The 13665-nt window shown below is 68.5% G+C and carries 12 protein-coding genes; 3 read left to right on the top strand and 9 right to left on the bottom strand.

The annotated features are described in order from the left end of the window. Nucleotides 1–1201 (top strand): hypothetical protein (locus QOD90_RS06245; RefSeq protein WP_526347742.1); only part of this gene is annotated, 1201 nt, incomplete at its 5' end. A gap of 87 nt (nucleotides 1202–1288) precedes the next feature. After that, on the top strand, nucleotides 1289–2899 hold the full coding sequence (locus QOD90_RS06240; RefSeq protein WP_526347740.1) for a 4-coumarate--CoA ligase family protein: 1611 nt from the start codon (nucleotides 1289–1291) through the stop codon (nucleotides 2897–2899). 10 nt (nucleotides 2900–2909) lie between these two features. Here the strand turns inward: QOD90_RS06240 and QOD90_RS06235 are convergent, their stop codons facing one another. After that, nucleotides 2910–3770: a hypothetical protein gene (locus QOD90_RS06235; protein ID WP_526347738.1), complete on the bottom strand. Its 861-nt coding sequence runs from the start codon at nucleotides 3768–3770 to the stop codon at nucleotides 2910–2912. 34 nt (nucleotides 3771–3804) lie between these two features. Further along, nucleotides 3805–4815 carry a uroporphyrinogen decarboxylase/cobalamine-independent methonine synthase family protein gene (locus QOD90_RS06230; RefSeq protein ID WP_526347736.1) on the bottom strand — a complete coding sequence of 337 codons (1011 nt, stop codon included), beginning with the start codon at nucleotides 4813–4815 and terminating at the stop codon, nucleotides 3805–3807. A 46-nt stretch (nucleotides 4816–4861) separates the two neighbouring features. Here QOD90_RS06230 and QOD90_RS06225 point away from each other — a divergent pair, with 46 nt between their 5' ends. Next, a complete protein-coding gene (locus tag QOD90_RS06225; RefSeq protein WP_526347734.1) occupies nucleotides 4862–5500 on the top strand; it encodes a sensor domain-containing protein in 639 nt (212 codons plus the stop codon). Here QOD90_RS06225 and mnmA read toward each other — a convergent pair. From mnmA to QOD90_RS06190, 7 genes are all read right to left on the bottom strand, one after another. Further along, nucleotides 5497–6579 (bottom strand): tRNA 2-thiouridine(34) synthase MnmA, encoded by a 1083-nt coding sequence (mnmA, locus tag QOD90_RS06220; protein ID WP_526347732.1) that lies wholly within the window; start codon nucleotides 6577–6579, stop codon nucleotides 5497–5499. The genes QOD90_RS06225 and mnmA overlap by 4 nt on opposite strands. 2 nt (nucleotides 6580–6581) lie before the next feature. Next, a complete protein-coding gene (locus QOD90_RS06215) occupies nucleotides 6582–7766 on the bottom strand; it encodes a cysteine desulfurase family protein (protein ID WP_526347730.1) in 1185 nt (394 codons plus the stop codon). A gap of 34 nt (nucleotides 7767–7800) precedes the next feature. Further along, nucleotides 7801–8688: a lysophospholipid acyltransferase family protein gene (locus QOD90_RS06210; RefSeq protein ID WP_526347728.1), complete on the bottom strand. Its 888-nt coding sequence runs from the start codon at nucleotides 8686–8688 to the stop codon at nucleotides 7801–7803. Then, nucleotides 8685–9515, bottom strand: coding sequence for a GNAT family N-acyltransferase (locus QOD90_RS06205; protein WP_526347726.1), 831 nt, complete (start codon nucleotides 9513–9515; stop codon nucleotides 8685–8687). Before QOD90_RS06205 ends, QOD90_RS06210 begins: the two co-directional genes overlap by 4 nt. A 94-nt stretch (nucleotides 9516–9609) precedes the next feature. After that, nucleotides 9610–10923, bottom strand: a complete 1314-nt coding sequence (locus tag QOD90_RS06200; protein WP_526347724.1) for a hypothetical protein — start codon at nucleotides 10921–10923, stop codon at nucleotides 9610–9612. A 359-nt stretch (nucleotides 10924–11282) separates the two neighbouring features. Continuing rightward, complete coding sequence (locus QOD90_RS06195; RefSeq protein ID WP_526347722.1) at nucleotides 11283–11753, bottom strand: ribose-5-phosphate isomerase; 471 nt, start codon at nucleotides 11751–11753, stop codon at nucleotides 11283–11285. Next, the gene (locus tag QOD90_RS06190) at nucleotides 11750–13522 is read right to left on the bottom strand and encodes a dihydroxyacetone kinase family protein (protein WP_526347720.1); all 1773 of its coding nucleotides are present in this window, start codon (nucleotides 13520–13522) and stop codon (nucleotides 11750–11752) included. The genes QOD90_RS06195 and QOD90_RS06190 overlap by 4 nt, the downstream gene beginning before the upstream one ends. Between the last annotated feature and the right edge of the window lie 143 nt (nucleotides 13523–13665).

Below are 13665 nucleotides of genomic sequence, written 5' to 3'. Positions count from 1 at the left end.
CACCGCCCTCAACGTGCTGGTGACCGGCGGACTCACCGCCGTCAACCAGACCTTGTTGGGTGTCGGCACGGCTGGCCAACTGGCCGTGGCCGGGCTGAACCTCGCCGCCCAGCAGGGCCTGTACGGGGTCGCCACCGCCACGGAGCGGACGCTGCTCGGGCTGGGCCTCGCAACGCAGATCGGCCTCGTCGGTGCGGGTACCGTGGCCTCGACGCTGCTCGGAACTGTCGGGAACGTCGCCAACACGGCGCTTCTGACCGTCGGCGGAGTCGTCACCACCCTGGGCAGCACCGGTGCGTTGGCTCTCGGCACCATCCTCGCCAATCCGTTGAACCCGGCCAGCTATCTCGCGGCTCTCGCGACGGCCTACAACGGCGGCGCCACCGCACTGACTCAGGTCCTCGCGGGCGTCGGTATCGCGGGGGCCCAGGCTCTCGCAGGCATCGGCACTGCCGGAGCGGCCGCACTGGCCACGGTCGGCAACGTCGGAGCCACCGCGCTGGCGACGATCGGAGACGTCGGAGCCATCGGCCTGGCCACGGTTGGCAACGTCGGAGCCACCGGCTTGGCCACCGTCGGTGCCGTCGGAGCCACCGGCTTGGCCACCGTCGGCACCGTCGTCGACACGCTGGGCACCACGGCCGCGACGGCGCTCGGCGTCCTGACCCAGCCCGCCGCGCCGAACCCCGTGGTGGCACTGCAAACGGCCGAGGTCGCAGACCCCACGCCCGCCACGGATCCCGTGGCCACCGACCCGTCGAGCACATCGACGACACCCGTCGCCAAGACCGTGACCGCCAATGAGAACAGCAGCGCGGCGGCCGCCGCCTCCACCACCAAGACGGCCAAGACCGCCGAAGCGACCGAGGGCAGCAGTGCCGCCAAGACCGGCGACGACGCCGAGGGGTCCGCAGCTGGCACCGCAGGCAAGACCGCGAAGGACACCAAGCCCGAGAAGACCGGTAAGCACGCGGAGGAGGCCAAGACCGGTCTCGACGTGAAGGACGGCGCCAAGTCGGAGCCCACCACGAGGGCCCCGAGTTCCGCGAAGTCGGGCGGTGCCAGCGATGGCGCAGCGGCCTCGGCTGCCTCGCCGACGACCGCAGGTGCCACCTCGGGGTCGGGAGCAGGTTCGGAAGGCGGCAGCGGTTCGACAGGCGGCAGCGGTTCAGAAGGCGGAGGTTCCGACAGCGCCAAGTGAGATAGCCCCCCGGCGGCAGTGGGCCCTTCACGAGAGGGGCCCACTGTTCGCATGTTGAGGGCCGGGTCATGGTTCGATCAACCCACGATGAGTTTCTCGAGCCCCTTCCCCCAGGTCCACGTTCCCACCAGCAGTCTCTACGACTATCTGTTCGGCGACCTCGCCGACGATGACGCCGACCGCATTGCGTTGGTGGACGCCAAGTCCGGCACCGAGACGACGTACCGCGACATGGTCACCCGCATCGACGCATTCGCCGGCGCGCTGGCCGCCCGCGGTATCGGCGTCGGTGACGTCGTCGGTCTGCTGGCACCCAACAGTTCGGCGTTCGCGATCGCCTTCCACGGCATTCTGCGCGCAGGCGCCACCGCCACTACCTTGAACGCACTGTTCACCGCCAAGGACATCGCCAAGCAGCTGACCGACGCCAAGGCCACCATGCTCGTCACGGTGACGCCACTGGTGGCGCAGGCCGCCGACGGCGCCGACTCGATCGGGCTGTCGACCGACAGGGTCATCGTTCTCGACGGTCCTGGCGAAGCGGTTGACGGGCACCCCAACGCCGAGGATCTACTCGGACTGGGCTTGCGGGCACCGGAGGTGACGTTCGACGCGGCCGCCCACCTGGCGGCGCTGCCCTACAGTTCGGGCACGACCGGAAATCCGAAGGGCGTGATGCTGACACATCGCAACCTTGCCGCCAACGTCGCACAAATTCGCCCTCTGCAGGGCATGCAGCCCGATGACCGCATTCTGGCCGTGCTGCCCTTCTTCCACATCTATGGAATGACGGTGCTGCTGAACGCGGCGATGCACGCCCGTGCTCGCCTGGTCATCATGCCGAGTTTCGATCTCGCGGAGTTCCTCGACAACATTCAAAAGCACAGGTGCACATACGCCTTCATCGCTCCCCCGGTTGCCGTCGCGCTTGCCAAGCACCCCGTCATCGACCAGTACGACCTGTCCAGCTTGCGCGGCATCATGTCCGGGGCCGCGCCGCTCGACGAGGACCTCGGCAGCGCTGTCAAGCAGCGGCTCGGTTGCCAGGTCGTCCAGGGTTACGGCATGAGTGAGTTGAGCCCCGTCAGCCACGTCGCACCGTTCGATGGGGGCAAGGAGCTAGTCGGCTCCGTCGCACCGCTGAACTCCTGCGGCTGGACCGTCCCCAATGCCATCAGCAAGATCGTCGACTCCGAGACCGGAGCCGAAATCGAGCCTCCGACATCGGGACTGAGCGAGACGGGCGAGCTCTGGTTCAAGGGCCCCAACGTGATGGCCGGATACCTCGGCAACGAGGAGGCCACCCGCGGGACCATCGACGACGACGGATTTCTCCACACCGGCGACGTCGCGCGGGTCGACTCGACGGGATGCGTCTACATCGTCGACCGACTGAAGGAACTCATCAAGTACAAGGGCTATCAGGTTCCCCCTGCCGAACTCGAAGCGGTACTACTTACCCATCCCGGCATCGCCGATGCCGCCGTCATCGGCGTCACCGACTCGGACTCCGGCGAGGAAATCCCAAAGGCGTTCGTGGTCAAGCTATCCGGTGCTGAGCTAACCGAAGGTGACGTGATGGGATTCGTTGCCGAGCACGTGGCCCCGTACAAGAAGGTCCGGCAGGTGGCCTTCATCGACACGATTCCCAAGTCCGCTTCCGGCAAGATCCTGCGGAAGGATCTGCGCACACCGTAGGACGTCGGCGCTACGAGCCGAAGCCGGCGCCCGCCTGAGTCGGAGTCGGAGTCGGAGTCGGATCCTCGAGGATGGCGAGGTTGGAGGTCACCTTCGCCGCGCGCGCTTGACGGTGACCCAGCCACACGCCGGCGATCGGTGCGAGAAGCAAGCCGGCGATGCCGAAGAGAACGCCAACGGGCCAGCCGGACTCGACCTTGCCAAAGAACGTGATCACCGGCGTCTCGGACAGAGGCCATGGACTGACGTCCATCACGAGCGGCGTAGGCGACGCGGGCGCCGCGGCCGTCGGCTCGACCGACGTTGCAGGCGCGGGCTCGGCGCGTTGCGCGGTTGCCGGTTCTGCGGGCGAAAGCAGACCCCGTGACCGCCCGTCGCCGAAGATCACGCGGGGCACCACGAGCGGTGCCACCGAGGCGCCGGGCGCCGAACCACCACCTCCCGTTCCTGCGCTGGCAACGGGGACGGTCGGAACCTCTGCCACGACCGCGGGAGCCTCCGATGCCGCGACCGTGGGCGCCTCCGATGCCGCGACCACCCCGCGAGACGACGTCGTCGTCGACTGCGCCACGACGAAGGTCGAGGGGCCATCACCTGCGGTGACGTCAGGCTCGCCACGGGAGCTCAAATCCTCGCCGCGGCGACCATTGACATTCCGATCGTTGCTGCGTCGTTCACCGTCGCGTGAGCCGCGCTGAACTTGAGGACCGTTGCCATGGCCGCGCGAATTCGCGCCATCGCGCGACTGACCCGACGGCGATCTCGATGAGCCCGGGTCCGCCGACGTCACGGCGGCGCCAGGACCGCCGGCCACGGTGATCACGAAGATGGCCGCGGCGCCTGCGGCCACGCGAATGATCGACTTTGGCACGGTCCTCCCTGACCGGTGGGGTGTTAGCTCGACCCTACGCCGCGCTCGGGTCGTCGGAGATCCCATCGGCAACCTTCTGCGCCAATTCGATGGCGGTGCGAGCCCACTGCGCCGTCGCCCCGGAGAGGCCACAGGCAGGCGTGACTCCGATGCGGTCCCTCAGTACCTCACGCGGAAAGCCAAGTCGGTCGGTGATCGACGCGGCCGCCTTGGCCACCTCTCGTGGTGACGTCCGACCCTCCGGCGGCTGCACCGGGATCACGCCGAGCAGCACCGCCCGCCCCGATTCGACGAACTCGCCGATGCCGTCCAGATCGGCTGCCGTCAAGGTGGCCACGTCGACCGATACGGCAGCAATACCGCTGCGCTGCAACATCTTCCATGGCAGGTCAGGTGCACAACAATGCAACGCGATTTCGCCACCGATCGTCGCGGCACACTCGTCTAGCAGACTTTGCGCCAACGACTCGTCCACCGGATGCACCGGCGAAAAGCTCGTCACGCCGGTCAGCCGCCCGGCCAGTGCAGCGGGCAGCGACGGTTCGTCGAGCTGCACCACGACCGGCACTTCCAACCGACGCGCGATCTCGGCCCGGTGCAGTGCGATGCCCTCGACGAGGCTGCCCGCCAGGTCGCGAACCGCTCCCACGTCGGTGATCGCCCGGTGGCCGTTGGCCAGTTCGAGGTTCGCTGCCAGCGTGATGGGTCCCGGTGCCTGGACCTTGACGGTGCGCGAACCGCCGCGTAGGCCAGCCCGCTCCCATGCTTCTTCGAGGGCGTCGACGTCCTCGTCGAGCAGACTCGCCGCGCGGCGCACCACGGAGCTTCGGCCGGGGGCAACGCGGTATCCCCGAGGCACGGTGTCAATGCCGATGTCGACGAGAAGTGCGCCAGCGCGGCCGATCAGATCGGCGCCGATCCCGCGGGCGGGCAACTCGACCAGGTGCGTCAGCGTGTGCAGCTCACCGACCACCACTTCAGCGGCCTCCCGCGCCACCGTGCCTGGCCAGGATCCGATGCCGGTTGCCGCGGCGAAAACGCTCACGCGGCCAACAGTATTCGATGGGCGATGCGACGAGTTACCGTCGACCATGCGCGCGTCCCGCTCGAGGCTGCTGCTGGTGGTCTTTGCGACCGCGTGGACCGTCGCGTGCACGTCCACCGTCGCGGGTAACGCCGTGCGTTCCACACCAGGCATCGACGAGGACTCCCGGTCTCCGATCGACGTGGACGGTGTGCTGCTCGAACAGTCTCGGATGCGGGCGATCACCGGCGCGGGCGACGATCTGACGGTCATTCCGAGCATGGATGGCAAGAACCCCGTCGACATCGACGTTTTCGCGAAGCGCGTTCCCCCACCGTGCGCCTGGATGTTCGCCGAGACGCAGACGTTCGGACCCGAGCTCGAAGAATTCCACAAGACGACCTATCAGAATCCGCCGGACGGGTCGCTCATCTCCCAAGGCGCCGCGGCCTACCGCAACGTCGCAACGGCACGCCACGCATTCAATGGTCTCGCCGAGAGGGTCGACGCGTGCGGATCGGCGACGGCAGGCTACGTCGGCGAATGGACGGTGACGTCCGATGCCATCCGCACCCGCACCAGCAACGAGTGCGGCCGCGACTATCGGCTGAAGTCGGTGGTGCTCGTCGAGGTCACGTTCTGCGCCTATCCGCCGTCGGTGCCCGACATCGTCATGACGAACATCCTCGAGCGGATCCCCGGCTAGCGCTTGTCGTCCGCGACCGCGATCGTGGCGCTGGCGAGGACCTCGTCACCCTCGGGATCCGGTCGGTACAGCACCATGGTCTGACCGGTCGCAACACCGCTGAGCGGCCTGCGGAGCGTGGCGACGAGGGTGCCGTCGCGGACCTCCGCCACCGCGCCGGCAATGCCGCCGTGCGCACGGACCTGTACCTCGCACTCCACGGGTCCAGCCAGCGGCGTACCCGACGTGAACACCGGCCGCTCGCCGACCAGATTCCACACGTCGAGATCGCTGACGTCTCCGACGTGCACCGTGCCGCTCTCGGCATCGATCGACGTCACGTACCTGGGGCGGCCGTCCGGACCGGGTCCGGCGATGCCGAGGCCCTTGCGTTGGCCGATCGTGAACCCGTGCACGCCATCGTGTTCGGCCAGCACGGTGCCCCCCGAGTCCACGACAGAGCCGCGACGGATGCCGATGCGCGCACCGAGGAACGCCCGGGTGTCCCCCGAAGGGATGAAGCAGATGTCGTGACTGTCCGGCTTGTCGGCGACGGCCAGCCCGCGCTGAGCGGCTTCTTCACGAATCCGAGGCTTCGGGGTGTCGCCGATCGGAAAGATCGCCGTCGCAAGCTGCTGGTCGTTCAACACGCCGAGAACGTAGGACTGATCCTTGTCGCCGTCGACGGCGCGGCGCAGCCGACCGTCGGCTAGCCGGGCGTAGTGGCCGGTGGCAAGCGCGTCGAAACCGAGCGCGAGCGCGCGGGCCGACAACGCCGAGAACTTGACCTTCTCGTTGCACCGCACGCACGGATTCGGGGTCTCGCCGCGCGCGTAGGACGCGACGAAGTCATCGATCACGTCCTCCTTGAAGCGGTCGGCGAAATCCCAGACGTAGAAGGGGATGTCGAGGATGTCGGCGACGCGCCGCGCGTCACCCGCGTCCTCCTTGGAGCAGCAACCGCGCGAGCCGGTGCGCAACGTGCCCGGCGCCGACGACAACGCGAGGTGCACGCCGACCACCTCGTGGCCTGCGTCGACCATCCTCGCAGCGGCAACCGAGGAGTCGACGCCGCCGCTCATGGCCACCAGTACTCGCATGTCTATTTCCGTCCCGCACTGGCCAACGCGGCTTGCCGCGCCCGATCCACGGCCGCAGGCAGCACTTCGAGTGCGGCATCGACGTCGGCGTCGGTGCTGGTGTGCCCCAGCGACAGTCGAAGGGACCCGCGCGCACTCGCCGCGTCGGCACCCATCGCGATGAGCACGTGTGAAGGTTGTGCCAGCCCGGCCGTGCAGGCCGAGCCGGTGGAGCATTCGATTCCCTTGGCGTCCAACAACATCAACAATGCGTCACCTTCGCAACCGCGGAAGGTGAAGTGCGTGTTGCCCGGCAGACGTGCGTCGCCGGCGGCACCGTTGAGATCGACGTCGTCCATCGACGTCAAGACGCCTTCGATGAGCCTGTCTCGCAGCGCCGAGATCCGAGTGCGGTTGGCCTCGAGCCCATCGACGGCCAGCTGGGCTGCCGCGGCCATCGCGACCGTGCCCGCGACATCGGGTGTGCCGGAACGTACGTCGCGCTCCTGCCCGCCGCCATGCAGCAGCGGCACACAGGCCGTGTCGCGACGCAGCAGCAAGGCGCCGACGCCGGAGGGGCCGCCGAACTTGTGGGCCGCCACGCTCATCGCGGAGAGACCGCTGGCCGCGAAGTCGACGGGCAGCTGGCCGACCGCCTGGATTGCGTCGCTATGCATCGGCACGTCGAACTCCGCCGCGATCGCGGCCAGTTCGGCGATCGGCATGATGGTGCCGACTTCGTTGTTGGCCCACATGATCGTCACCAGTGCGACGTCGTCGTGCTCCCGCAGTGCCTCACGCAGCGCGGTGGTGGCCACCGATCCGTCGGAGCCCACCGGCAACCACGTCACCTCCGCACCCTCGTGCTCGACGAGCCATTCAACGGCGTCGAGGATCGCGTGGTGCTCGATGGGGCTGGTGATGATCCTGCGACGCTTCGGCTCCGCATCGCGACGGGCCCAGTAGATGCCCTTCACCGCGAGGTTGTCACTCTCGGTGCCACCCGCGGTGAAGATGATCTCCGACGGCCGCGCGCCGAGGAGCCTGGCCAACGTCTCGCGCGCCTCCTCCATCCGACGGCGGGCCGCCCGACCGGTGGTGTGCAGCGACGACGCGTTGCCCACCGTCGCCAGGGCTGCCGTCATCGCCTCGATCGCAGCGGGGTGCATCGGGGTGGTGGCGGCGTGATCAAGGTAGACGGCGCTCATGGCCCGTCAAGGATACCGGCCGGGCCGGACGGGCTTACGCGACCAGCGCGGACCCGTGCGCCGTGCGGGCCTCAACTACCGTCTCGCCGCGTACCGCGGCCTCGCACCTGGTCGTCAGGTCGCGCCGGTTCTCGCCTGGCAGTTGCAGAGACTGCACCTGCACATGGCAGACGGTGAGTCGGGCGGTGATGACCCTGCGGACCGACTCCAGTAGCGAGTCGTCGCCGATGAAGGCGGGGATCGTCGACTGCTGCCCGTCGCGGTGGTGATAGGTCAGGCGCAGCGGCTGCACGGGCCGACCCGCGTCGACGGCGGCCTGGAACATCGCAGGACGGAAGCGGCCGTAGCCGAGACCGCACCACGTGGTCCCCTCGGGAAACGCGACAACGGTTTGACCCATGGACAACCGGTCGGCGATCGTGCGCACGACCTCGGGCAGCCTGCGCAGGCTGGCCCGTTCGATGGGGATCACCTTCATCAGGCGGGCGAGGAATCCCAGGGCGGGCCATTCGATTAGATCGGCGCGTGCGACGAAGGAGCCGGGAAGCACCGCGCCGATCACGAAGATGTCGACCCATGACACGTGCCCACTGACCACCAGCACGCCGCTGAGGTTGCGGATTGGCCCGCCGGACGTCGTGACCCGCACACCTAGGCTTCGGAGCATGAGGCGGCAGTAGATGCGCTGGGCCCGCGCCTTGCCGGGCAACGGCAGCGCGAGCAGTGCCGCCGTCGGCAGCACCGCCAGCGCGCAGGCCACCCGCACGGAGATCCGCGCGGCGGTCACCAGCCGACGAGAACCCCGGCTGGGGTCGGTGCGGACACACGACGAGTCGCACGACGCCCGCGGCAGCCAGGGGCTCTCGATCAATCCTGTGCCAATTCCCCGCGTGCTCCGCTCGTGCCCACCGAAACTGCTCATCGGCTCATCCCGTCGGACATGTCGGTCGCCTGGGACACCGATCGCAACCGTTGCAGGTAGCGGACGTCGGCCTTGGCCTTGTCGAGCAGTGCCGGAAAGTCGCCGACCCCGAAGGCGGGGTCGTGCGCCGGGGCTCCGCAGATCTCGGCTCCCAGTCGCAGATAGCCCCGCATCAGGGGCGGCACGGTGACCCGCGCGGGCGGCGCGATGTCGTCGAGGCCCTTGCCGTCGAGCACGACCGGCCGATGCGGGTATACGGCGTACTCCGAGCCGTGCCGCCTACGCACGAAGTCGCGGACGGCGCGGATCTGGGCGCCGGGGATTTCCTCGGGGGTGCCTCGGACTGGGACGGATACGCAACCGGTCACGTAGTCGTATCCGCAGCGGTCCAGATAGGCCAGGATGCCCGCCCACATCAGCAGCACGACGCCGCCATTGCGGTGGTCCTCTCGCACCACCGCGCGACCCATTTCGACAAGGGAGGGCCGCAGTGGGTCCAGCTCGGTGACGTCGAACTCGGTGGCGCTGTACAGACCACCCGCGGCGATGGCCGCCGGGGGTGGCAGCATCCGGTAGCACCCGACGAGTTCGCCGGACTGGTCCTCGCGGACGAGCAGATGGTCGCAGAACTCGTCGAAACGGTCTGAGTCCCGGCCGTCTGCGGTGCCGGTGAGGTCGAACCCCGGCTCGGAGGTGAACACCTGATGGCGCAGGCGCTGCGCGTCGTCGATGAGCGCGGCGTCGGTGGAGAGCAGCAGTGTGTAGCGCGGCGTGTCCGCCGTCGCGGTCGATTGATCAGCGGCGATGAGTACGGAAGCAGTGCTCATAGACAGCACGGTGCTTCAGCAGGACAGCGCGGCGGCAATCAGAGCGTGACGTGTCCGTGCACGCCAGGTGACGAGTTGTCCTCGGATTCCGTGGCTAGACGGCGTGATCGAGCAACTGCGTCGTCGACGGCGACTCCGAGCCGACGGCGTACAGCGCGCGGGTACGCCCGGCGACCTTGGCGGCGGGACGGGCGACGCGCGAAGCGCGGGACCGCAGCTGGACCTGTGAATTGGAGCGGACGACACCGATCGGACCCGAGCCGACGAATCGCGAGATCGCCGTGTCCGGCAGCGCCGCGCCCGCCTTGGCCTGGCGATAGCCGACCCGGATGCCCGCGGCGCAGGTAGTCAGGAGTCCGAGGAGACCCGGCAGGGCCATCGCCGCCAGTGCCGTGAGCGACACCGTTGCCACGATTGCGCCGATGACGTGCTCCACCATCGACAGCACGTCGTTCTTCGGATTCAACAGCGCCGACACCGGACTCGACTGACCGCCGGCGGTGCCCGTCGTCGTGACGTCAAGAGGCGCCACGGGCACCTCGTCGATGGCCGGGGCCACCTCGACTCCGGGGAGGAGGGCGGTTGGGAGCTGCGGCACGGCGGACCAACTCGGCGCCGTCTCCGGTACGCCGGTGATGGCACGCAGCCGGGGCAGGCCCGTCGCCGCGCCGACGGTCGGCGTCTGGATCGTGGTGCCGACACCGAGATAGGTGGCGAGATCGCCAGGGACTTGCGCAAGGGACGTTCCCGCACTACCAACCGAGGTCAGCACGGTTTCGAAGTACGTGAGCACGTCGGCAACCGGCGTTGTGGAGGTAGGCAGCGCCACGAGGACGCCGGGGGCCAAGAAGAGGGTGCCTGCCACCGTCGCGACCGCGTTGCTCATCGGGTTCACCAGTTTGGACAGCGCGACCATCGGATCTGGAGCGAGGACGGGTGGCACCGGGGGCACGGCGGGCACCGTGGGCGGTATCGCGACCGCGTTCGTCTCGGATGCGAGCGTCGCTTCGGGTGCGGGGGCCACTTCCGCCGCGGGCGTCACTTCCGGTGCCGGCGTCACGTCGTCGGTCGGAGCACTCTCGGGCACCGTGCTGCCGTACACGGTGGGGGTACCGCCGAACGTCGTCGGCGGCGACTTCGGGATCGTGGATGGTGTTGCGCCGGACATCGAGTTGAGCGCACCCGTGACGGTTTGCACGGTGCCCTTCAAGGACATCTCGACCTGCTTGCGCACGCTGTCCGCAAAGGTCCTGATCGGTCCGCGAGTCGGAGTGGTCGTTGGAGTCGGATCACCCGCAACCGAGTTGCCGGTCGTCGAGCCGCTGGAATCGGTGTCAGCAGTGGCGATTGCGCCACCGGAACTGCCGATGAGGAGAGCGCCGGAAAGCACGAAAGCGCTCGCTGCCATGCGCAGATGCGTCGAAATGGTGATCTCCTCCCCCCAGTCAACGGCCCCATCGTGACTAATTCGTTGCAATTGTTCCACAGGATCGGAACCGGTTAACGAGATTCTGCCGCGAAACGGGCCCTGTGACTACTGCGTGGTCAATATTTCTTTTGGCTCGGTTCAGGGAATGACCACGGCAGCCCTTGATGCGTCCCCGCGCAATGGCGCGCCGTTGGTCGCTGAAATTGTGTTGACATTGGCCAACATGCAGCTAGACGGGGTGCAACGGCCGGGTGCCACGTCGCTGGCAGCGCATTTCCCAGTTGCCGAAACGTTCGAGGGGCAGCTGTTCAGCCAAAGATGACATTTTCGAGTTCGGGTCAGGGCGCGATGGAATCGGACTCGTAACCGCAGATCGCATCGACCTTGTCCGCCGATGCGCCATTCGGATCGAACTCGTAGCCGAGCCACTCGCGGGCCAGCCGCCGGGCCAACTCCAGCCCGATCACCCGCTGTCCGAAACAGAGCACCTGTGCGTTGTTCGACAGCACCGACCGCTCGACGGAGAAGCCGTCGTGGGCCGTGACGGCGCGAACTCCCGGCACCTTGTTGGCGCTGATCGCCACGCCGAGCCCGGTACCGCATACCAGGAGCGCACGGTCGGCCCTGCCCTCGGCCACCAACCGCGCGGCCGCGACGGCAACGTGCGGGTACGCGGTGTGCTCGTCCGAGCCGACGCCGACGTCGATGACGTCGGCGACCCGGTCGTCGGCGAGCAGGTCGCCCTTGAGGGTCTCCTTGTATTCGTAGCCGGCGTCGTCGCAACCGACGACGATTCTCAGGCCTGTCATCTCGGCGTCTCCCTTGGAAGTGCGAAGCAATCTGCGACGACATGGGCGCACATCGCCAGTGACGTTGCGCCTGCGTCGGCCGTCCCCACGCTGCGCTCCGCGAGCGGACGGGCTCTGCCGACCTTGGGTCGCATGTCCGCGGTGGCCCTGGCCGCTTCGGTCGCTACGTCGGCGGCCGCCCGCCAGCCGTCCTGCCACGACTCGCCGTCGGCCACCCGACGCTGCAGCTCGTCGACGAACGGCAGCATGGCGTCGAGCATCGTCTTGTCGCCGGGTGACGCCCCGCCGAGCTCGACGAGTGCGTCGTAGCCGGCGCGCATGGCTGCCGCGACTGCCGCCGAGTCCGGGCGGCCGGTGTCACCGAGGCGGGCACCCACCGCGTTCAGCAGAGCACCCCACAGCACGCCGGAGGTGCCGCCGGCCTTGGCCGCCCACTCCCTTCCGGCCGCCGCGAGGACCGAGCCCTGGCCCGCGCCGTCGTCGGAGGCCTTGGCCGCCGCGGCTCGGGCCGCCGTCGATCCCTTGACCATGCCGCGACCGTGGTCGCCGTCGCCCGCGACCGCATCGATGCGGCCGAGTTCGTCCTCGACGTCGGCCAGCATGGTCGCGATGGCGGCCATCGACTTGGCGACGAACCGTCCTCCGGAACGGCCGTCCTCATCGGCCAGCTCGGCGACGTCGCGCATGGGAGCCGCCGCATCGGCGGCGGCGTTGCCCCTCCCCGTCGCTTCGCTCGCCCCTGAAGTACGCCGTTCACCCGAACCCGCTTGCGCAGCAACACCCTTGCGGTACGCCGGACTATCGGCGGGTGCGGTCCAGTACTTCTCGAGTTCCTCGTCGAGCCACATCACGGTCAGTGAACAGCCGGCCATGTCGAGGCTGGTGACCAGTTCGCCCACCTCGGGTTCGACGATTTCGTAGCCACGCTCCCGCAACAGGCGCGACGCGGTGCCCCAGACCACGAAGAGTTCTTCGTACTTGGTGCGCCCAAGTCCGTTGAGAATCACCGCGATCCGCTGCGACCCTCCCGCGGGTTGGTCGCCGAGCACGCCGTCGACCAGCGTCACCGCGAGGTCGGCGGCCGACGGCATCGGCTCGTCGCGAACTCCGGGTTCACCGTGGATGCCGAGGCCGACGCCCATCTGCTTCTCAGGCACGGTGAACAAGGGATGCTCGGCGCCAGGCAGGGTGCAGCCGTCGAAGGCGACCCCGAGGGTCCTGGTTGCGGCGTTGGACGCCTCCGCGACGCGGATCACGCCCTGGATGTCGAGGCCGTCCTCCGCGGCGGCCGAGGCACACTTGAACACGGTGAAATCGCCTGCGATGCCGCGCCTCTTGGCTTCCTCGCCCGCTGGCGCGCTGGCGATGTCGTCGGTCACCGCGAAGTAGTGCGCGTCTATGCCCTCGCTGCGAAGTTGTGTGACGGCGATGCCGAAGTTCATCACGTCGCCGGCGTAGTTGCCGGTGGTGAGCAGGACGCCGGCGTCACCGTGCGCGGCACGTGCCACCGATGCGGCTTCCTCGGCGGACGGCGAGGTGAAGATGTTGCCGACCACCGCGCCGTCGGCGAAGCCGGCTCCGACGGTTCCGCAGAACGCTGGGTAGTGCCCCGACCCGCCACCGATCACGACGGCGACCTTGCCCGGCGGCGTCTCGTGCGCGCGCACCACGCCACCGGGGACCCCCGTGACGTACTTCGCATTGGCGTCCAGGAACCCGGCGAGCATGTCTTCGGTGAACCGCGCCGGGTCGTTGAACAGCTTCGTCATCGCAATCGGTCTCCCGTGTCGGTGTCGAAACGGTACACCCGCTCGGGGGGAGCGCTGATGACGACCTGCTGCTCTGGTTGGTAGTCCTCCTGCGCGGGCGTCTGAACGACGATGCCCTCCTCCACACCCGCCACCGTGGTGGT

This window comes from Mycobacterium sp. (assembly GCF_032161845.1).
Lineage (GTDB): Bacteria > Actinomycetota > Actinomycetes > Mycobacteriales > Mycobacteriaceae > Mycobacterium.
The sequence above is the reverse complement of the archived record's forward strand: the minus strand, read 5'-3'. Positions and strand labels throughout refer to the sequence as shown.

Coding starts and splice junctions, on each gene's coding strand:
- QOD90_RS06240 (WP_526347740.1), top strand. CDS start 1,289: ATGAGTTTCTCGAGCCCCTTCCCCCAGGTCCACGTTCCCACCAGCAGT.
- QOD90_RS06225 (WP_526347734.1), top strand. CDS start 4,862: ATGCGCGCGTCCCGCTCGAGGCTGCTGCTGGTGGTCTTTGCGACCGCG.
- mnmA (WP_526347732.1), bottom strand. CDS start 6,579: ATGCGAGTACTGGTGGCCATGAGCGGCGGCGTCGACTCCTCGGTTGCC.
- QOD90_RS06215 (WP_526347730.1), bottom strand. CDS start 7,766: ATGAGCGCCGTCTACCTTGATCACGCCGCCACCACCCCGATGCACCCC.
- QOD90_RS06210 (WP_526347728.1), bottom strand. CDS start 8,688: ATGAGCAGTTTCGGTGGGCACGAGCGGAGCACGCGGGGAATTGGCACA.
- QOD90_RS06205 (WP_526347726.1), bottom strand. CDS start 9,515: ATGAGCACTGCTTCCGTACTCATCGCCGCTGATCAATCGACCGCGACG.
- QOD90_RS06200 (WP_526347724.1), bottom strand. CDS start 10,923: ATGGCAGCGAGCGCTTTCGTGCTTTCCGGCGCTCTCCTCATCGGCAGT.
- QOD90_RS06195 (WP_526347722.1), bottom strand. CDS start 11,753: ATGACAGGCCTGAGAATCGTCGTCGGTTGCGACGACGCCGGCTACGAA.
- QOD90_RS06190 (WP_526347720.1), bottom strand. CDS start 13,522: ATGACGAAGCTGTTCAACGACCCGGCGCGGTTCACCGAAGACATGCTC.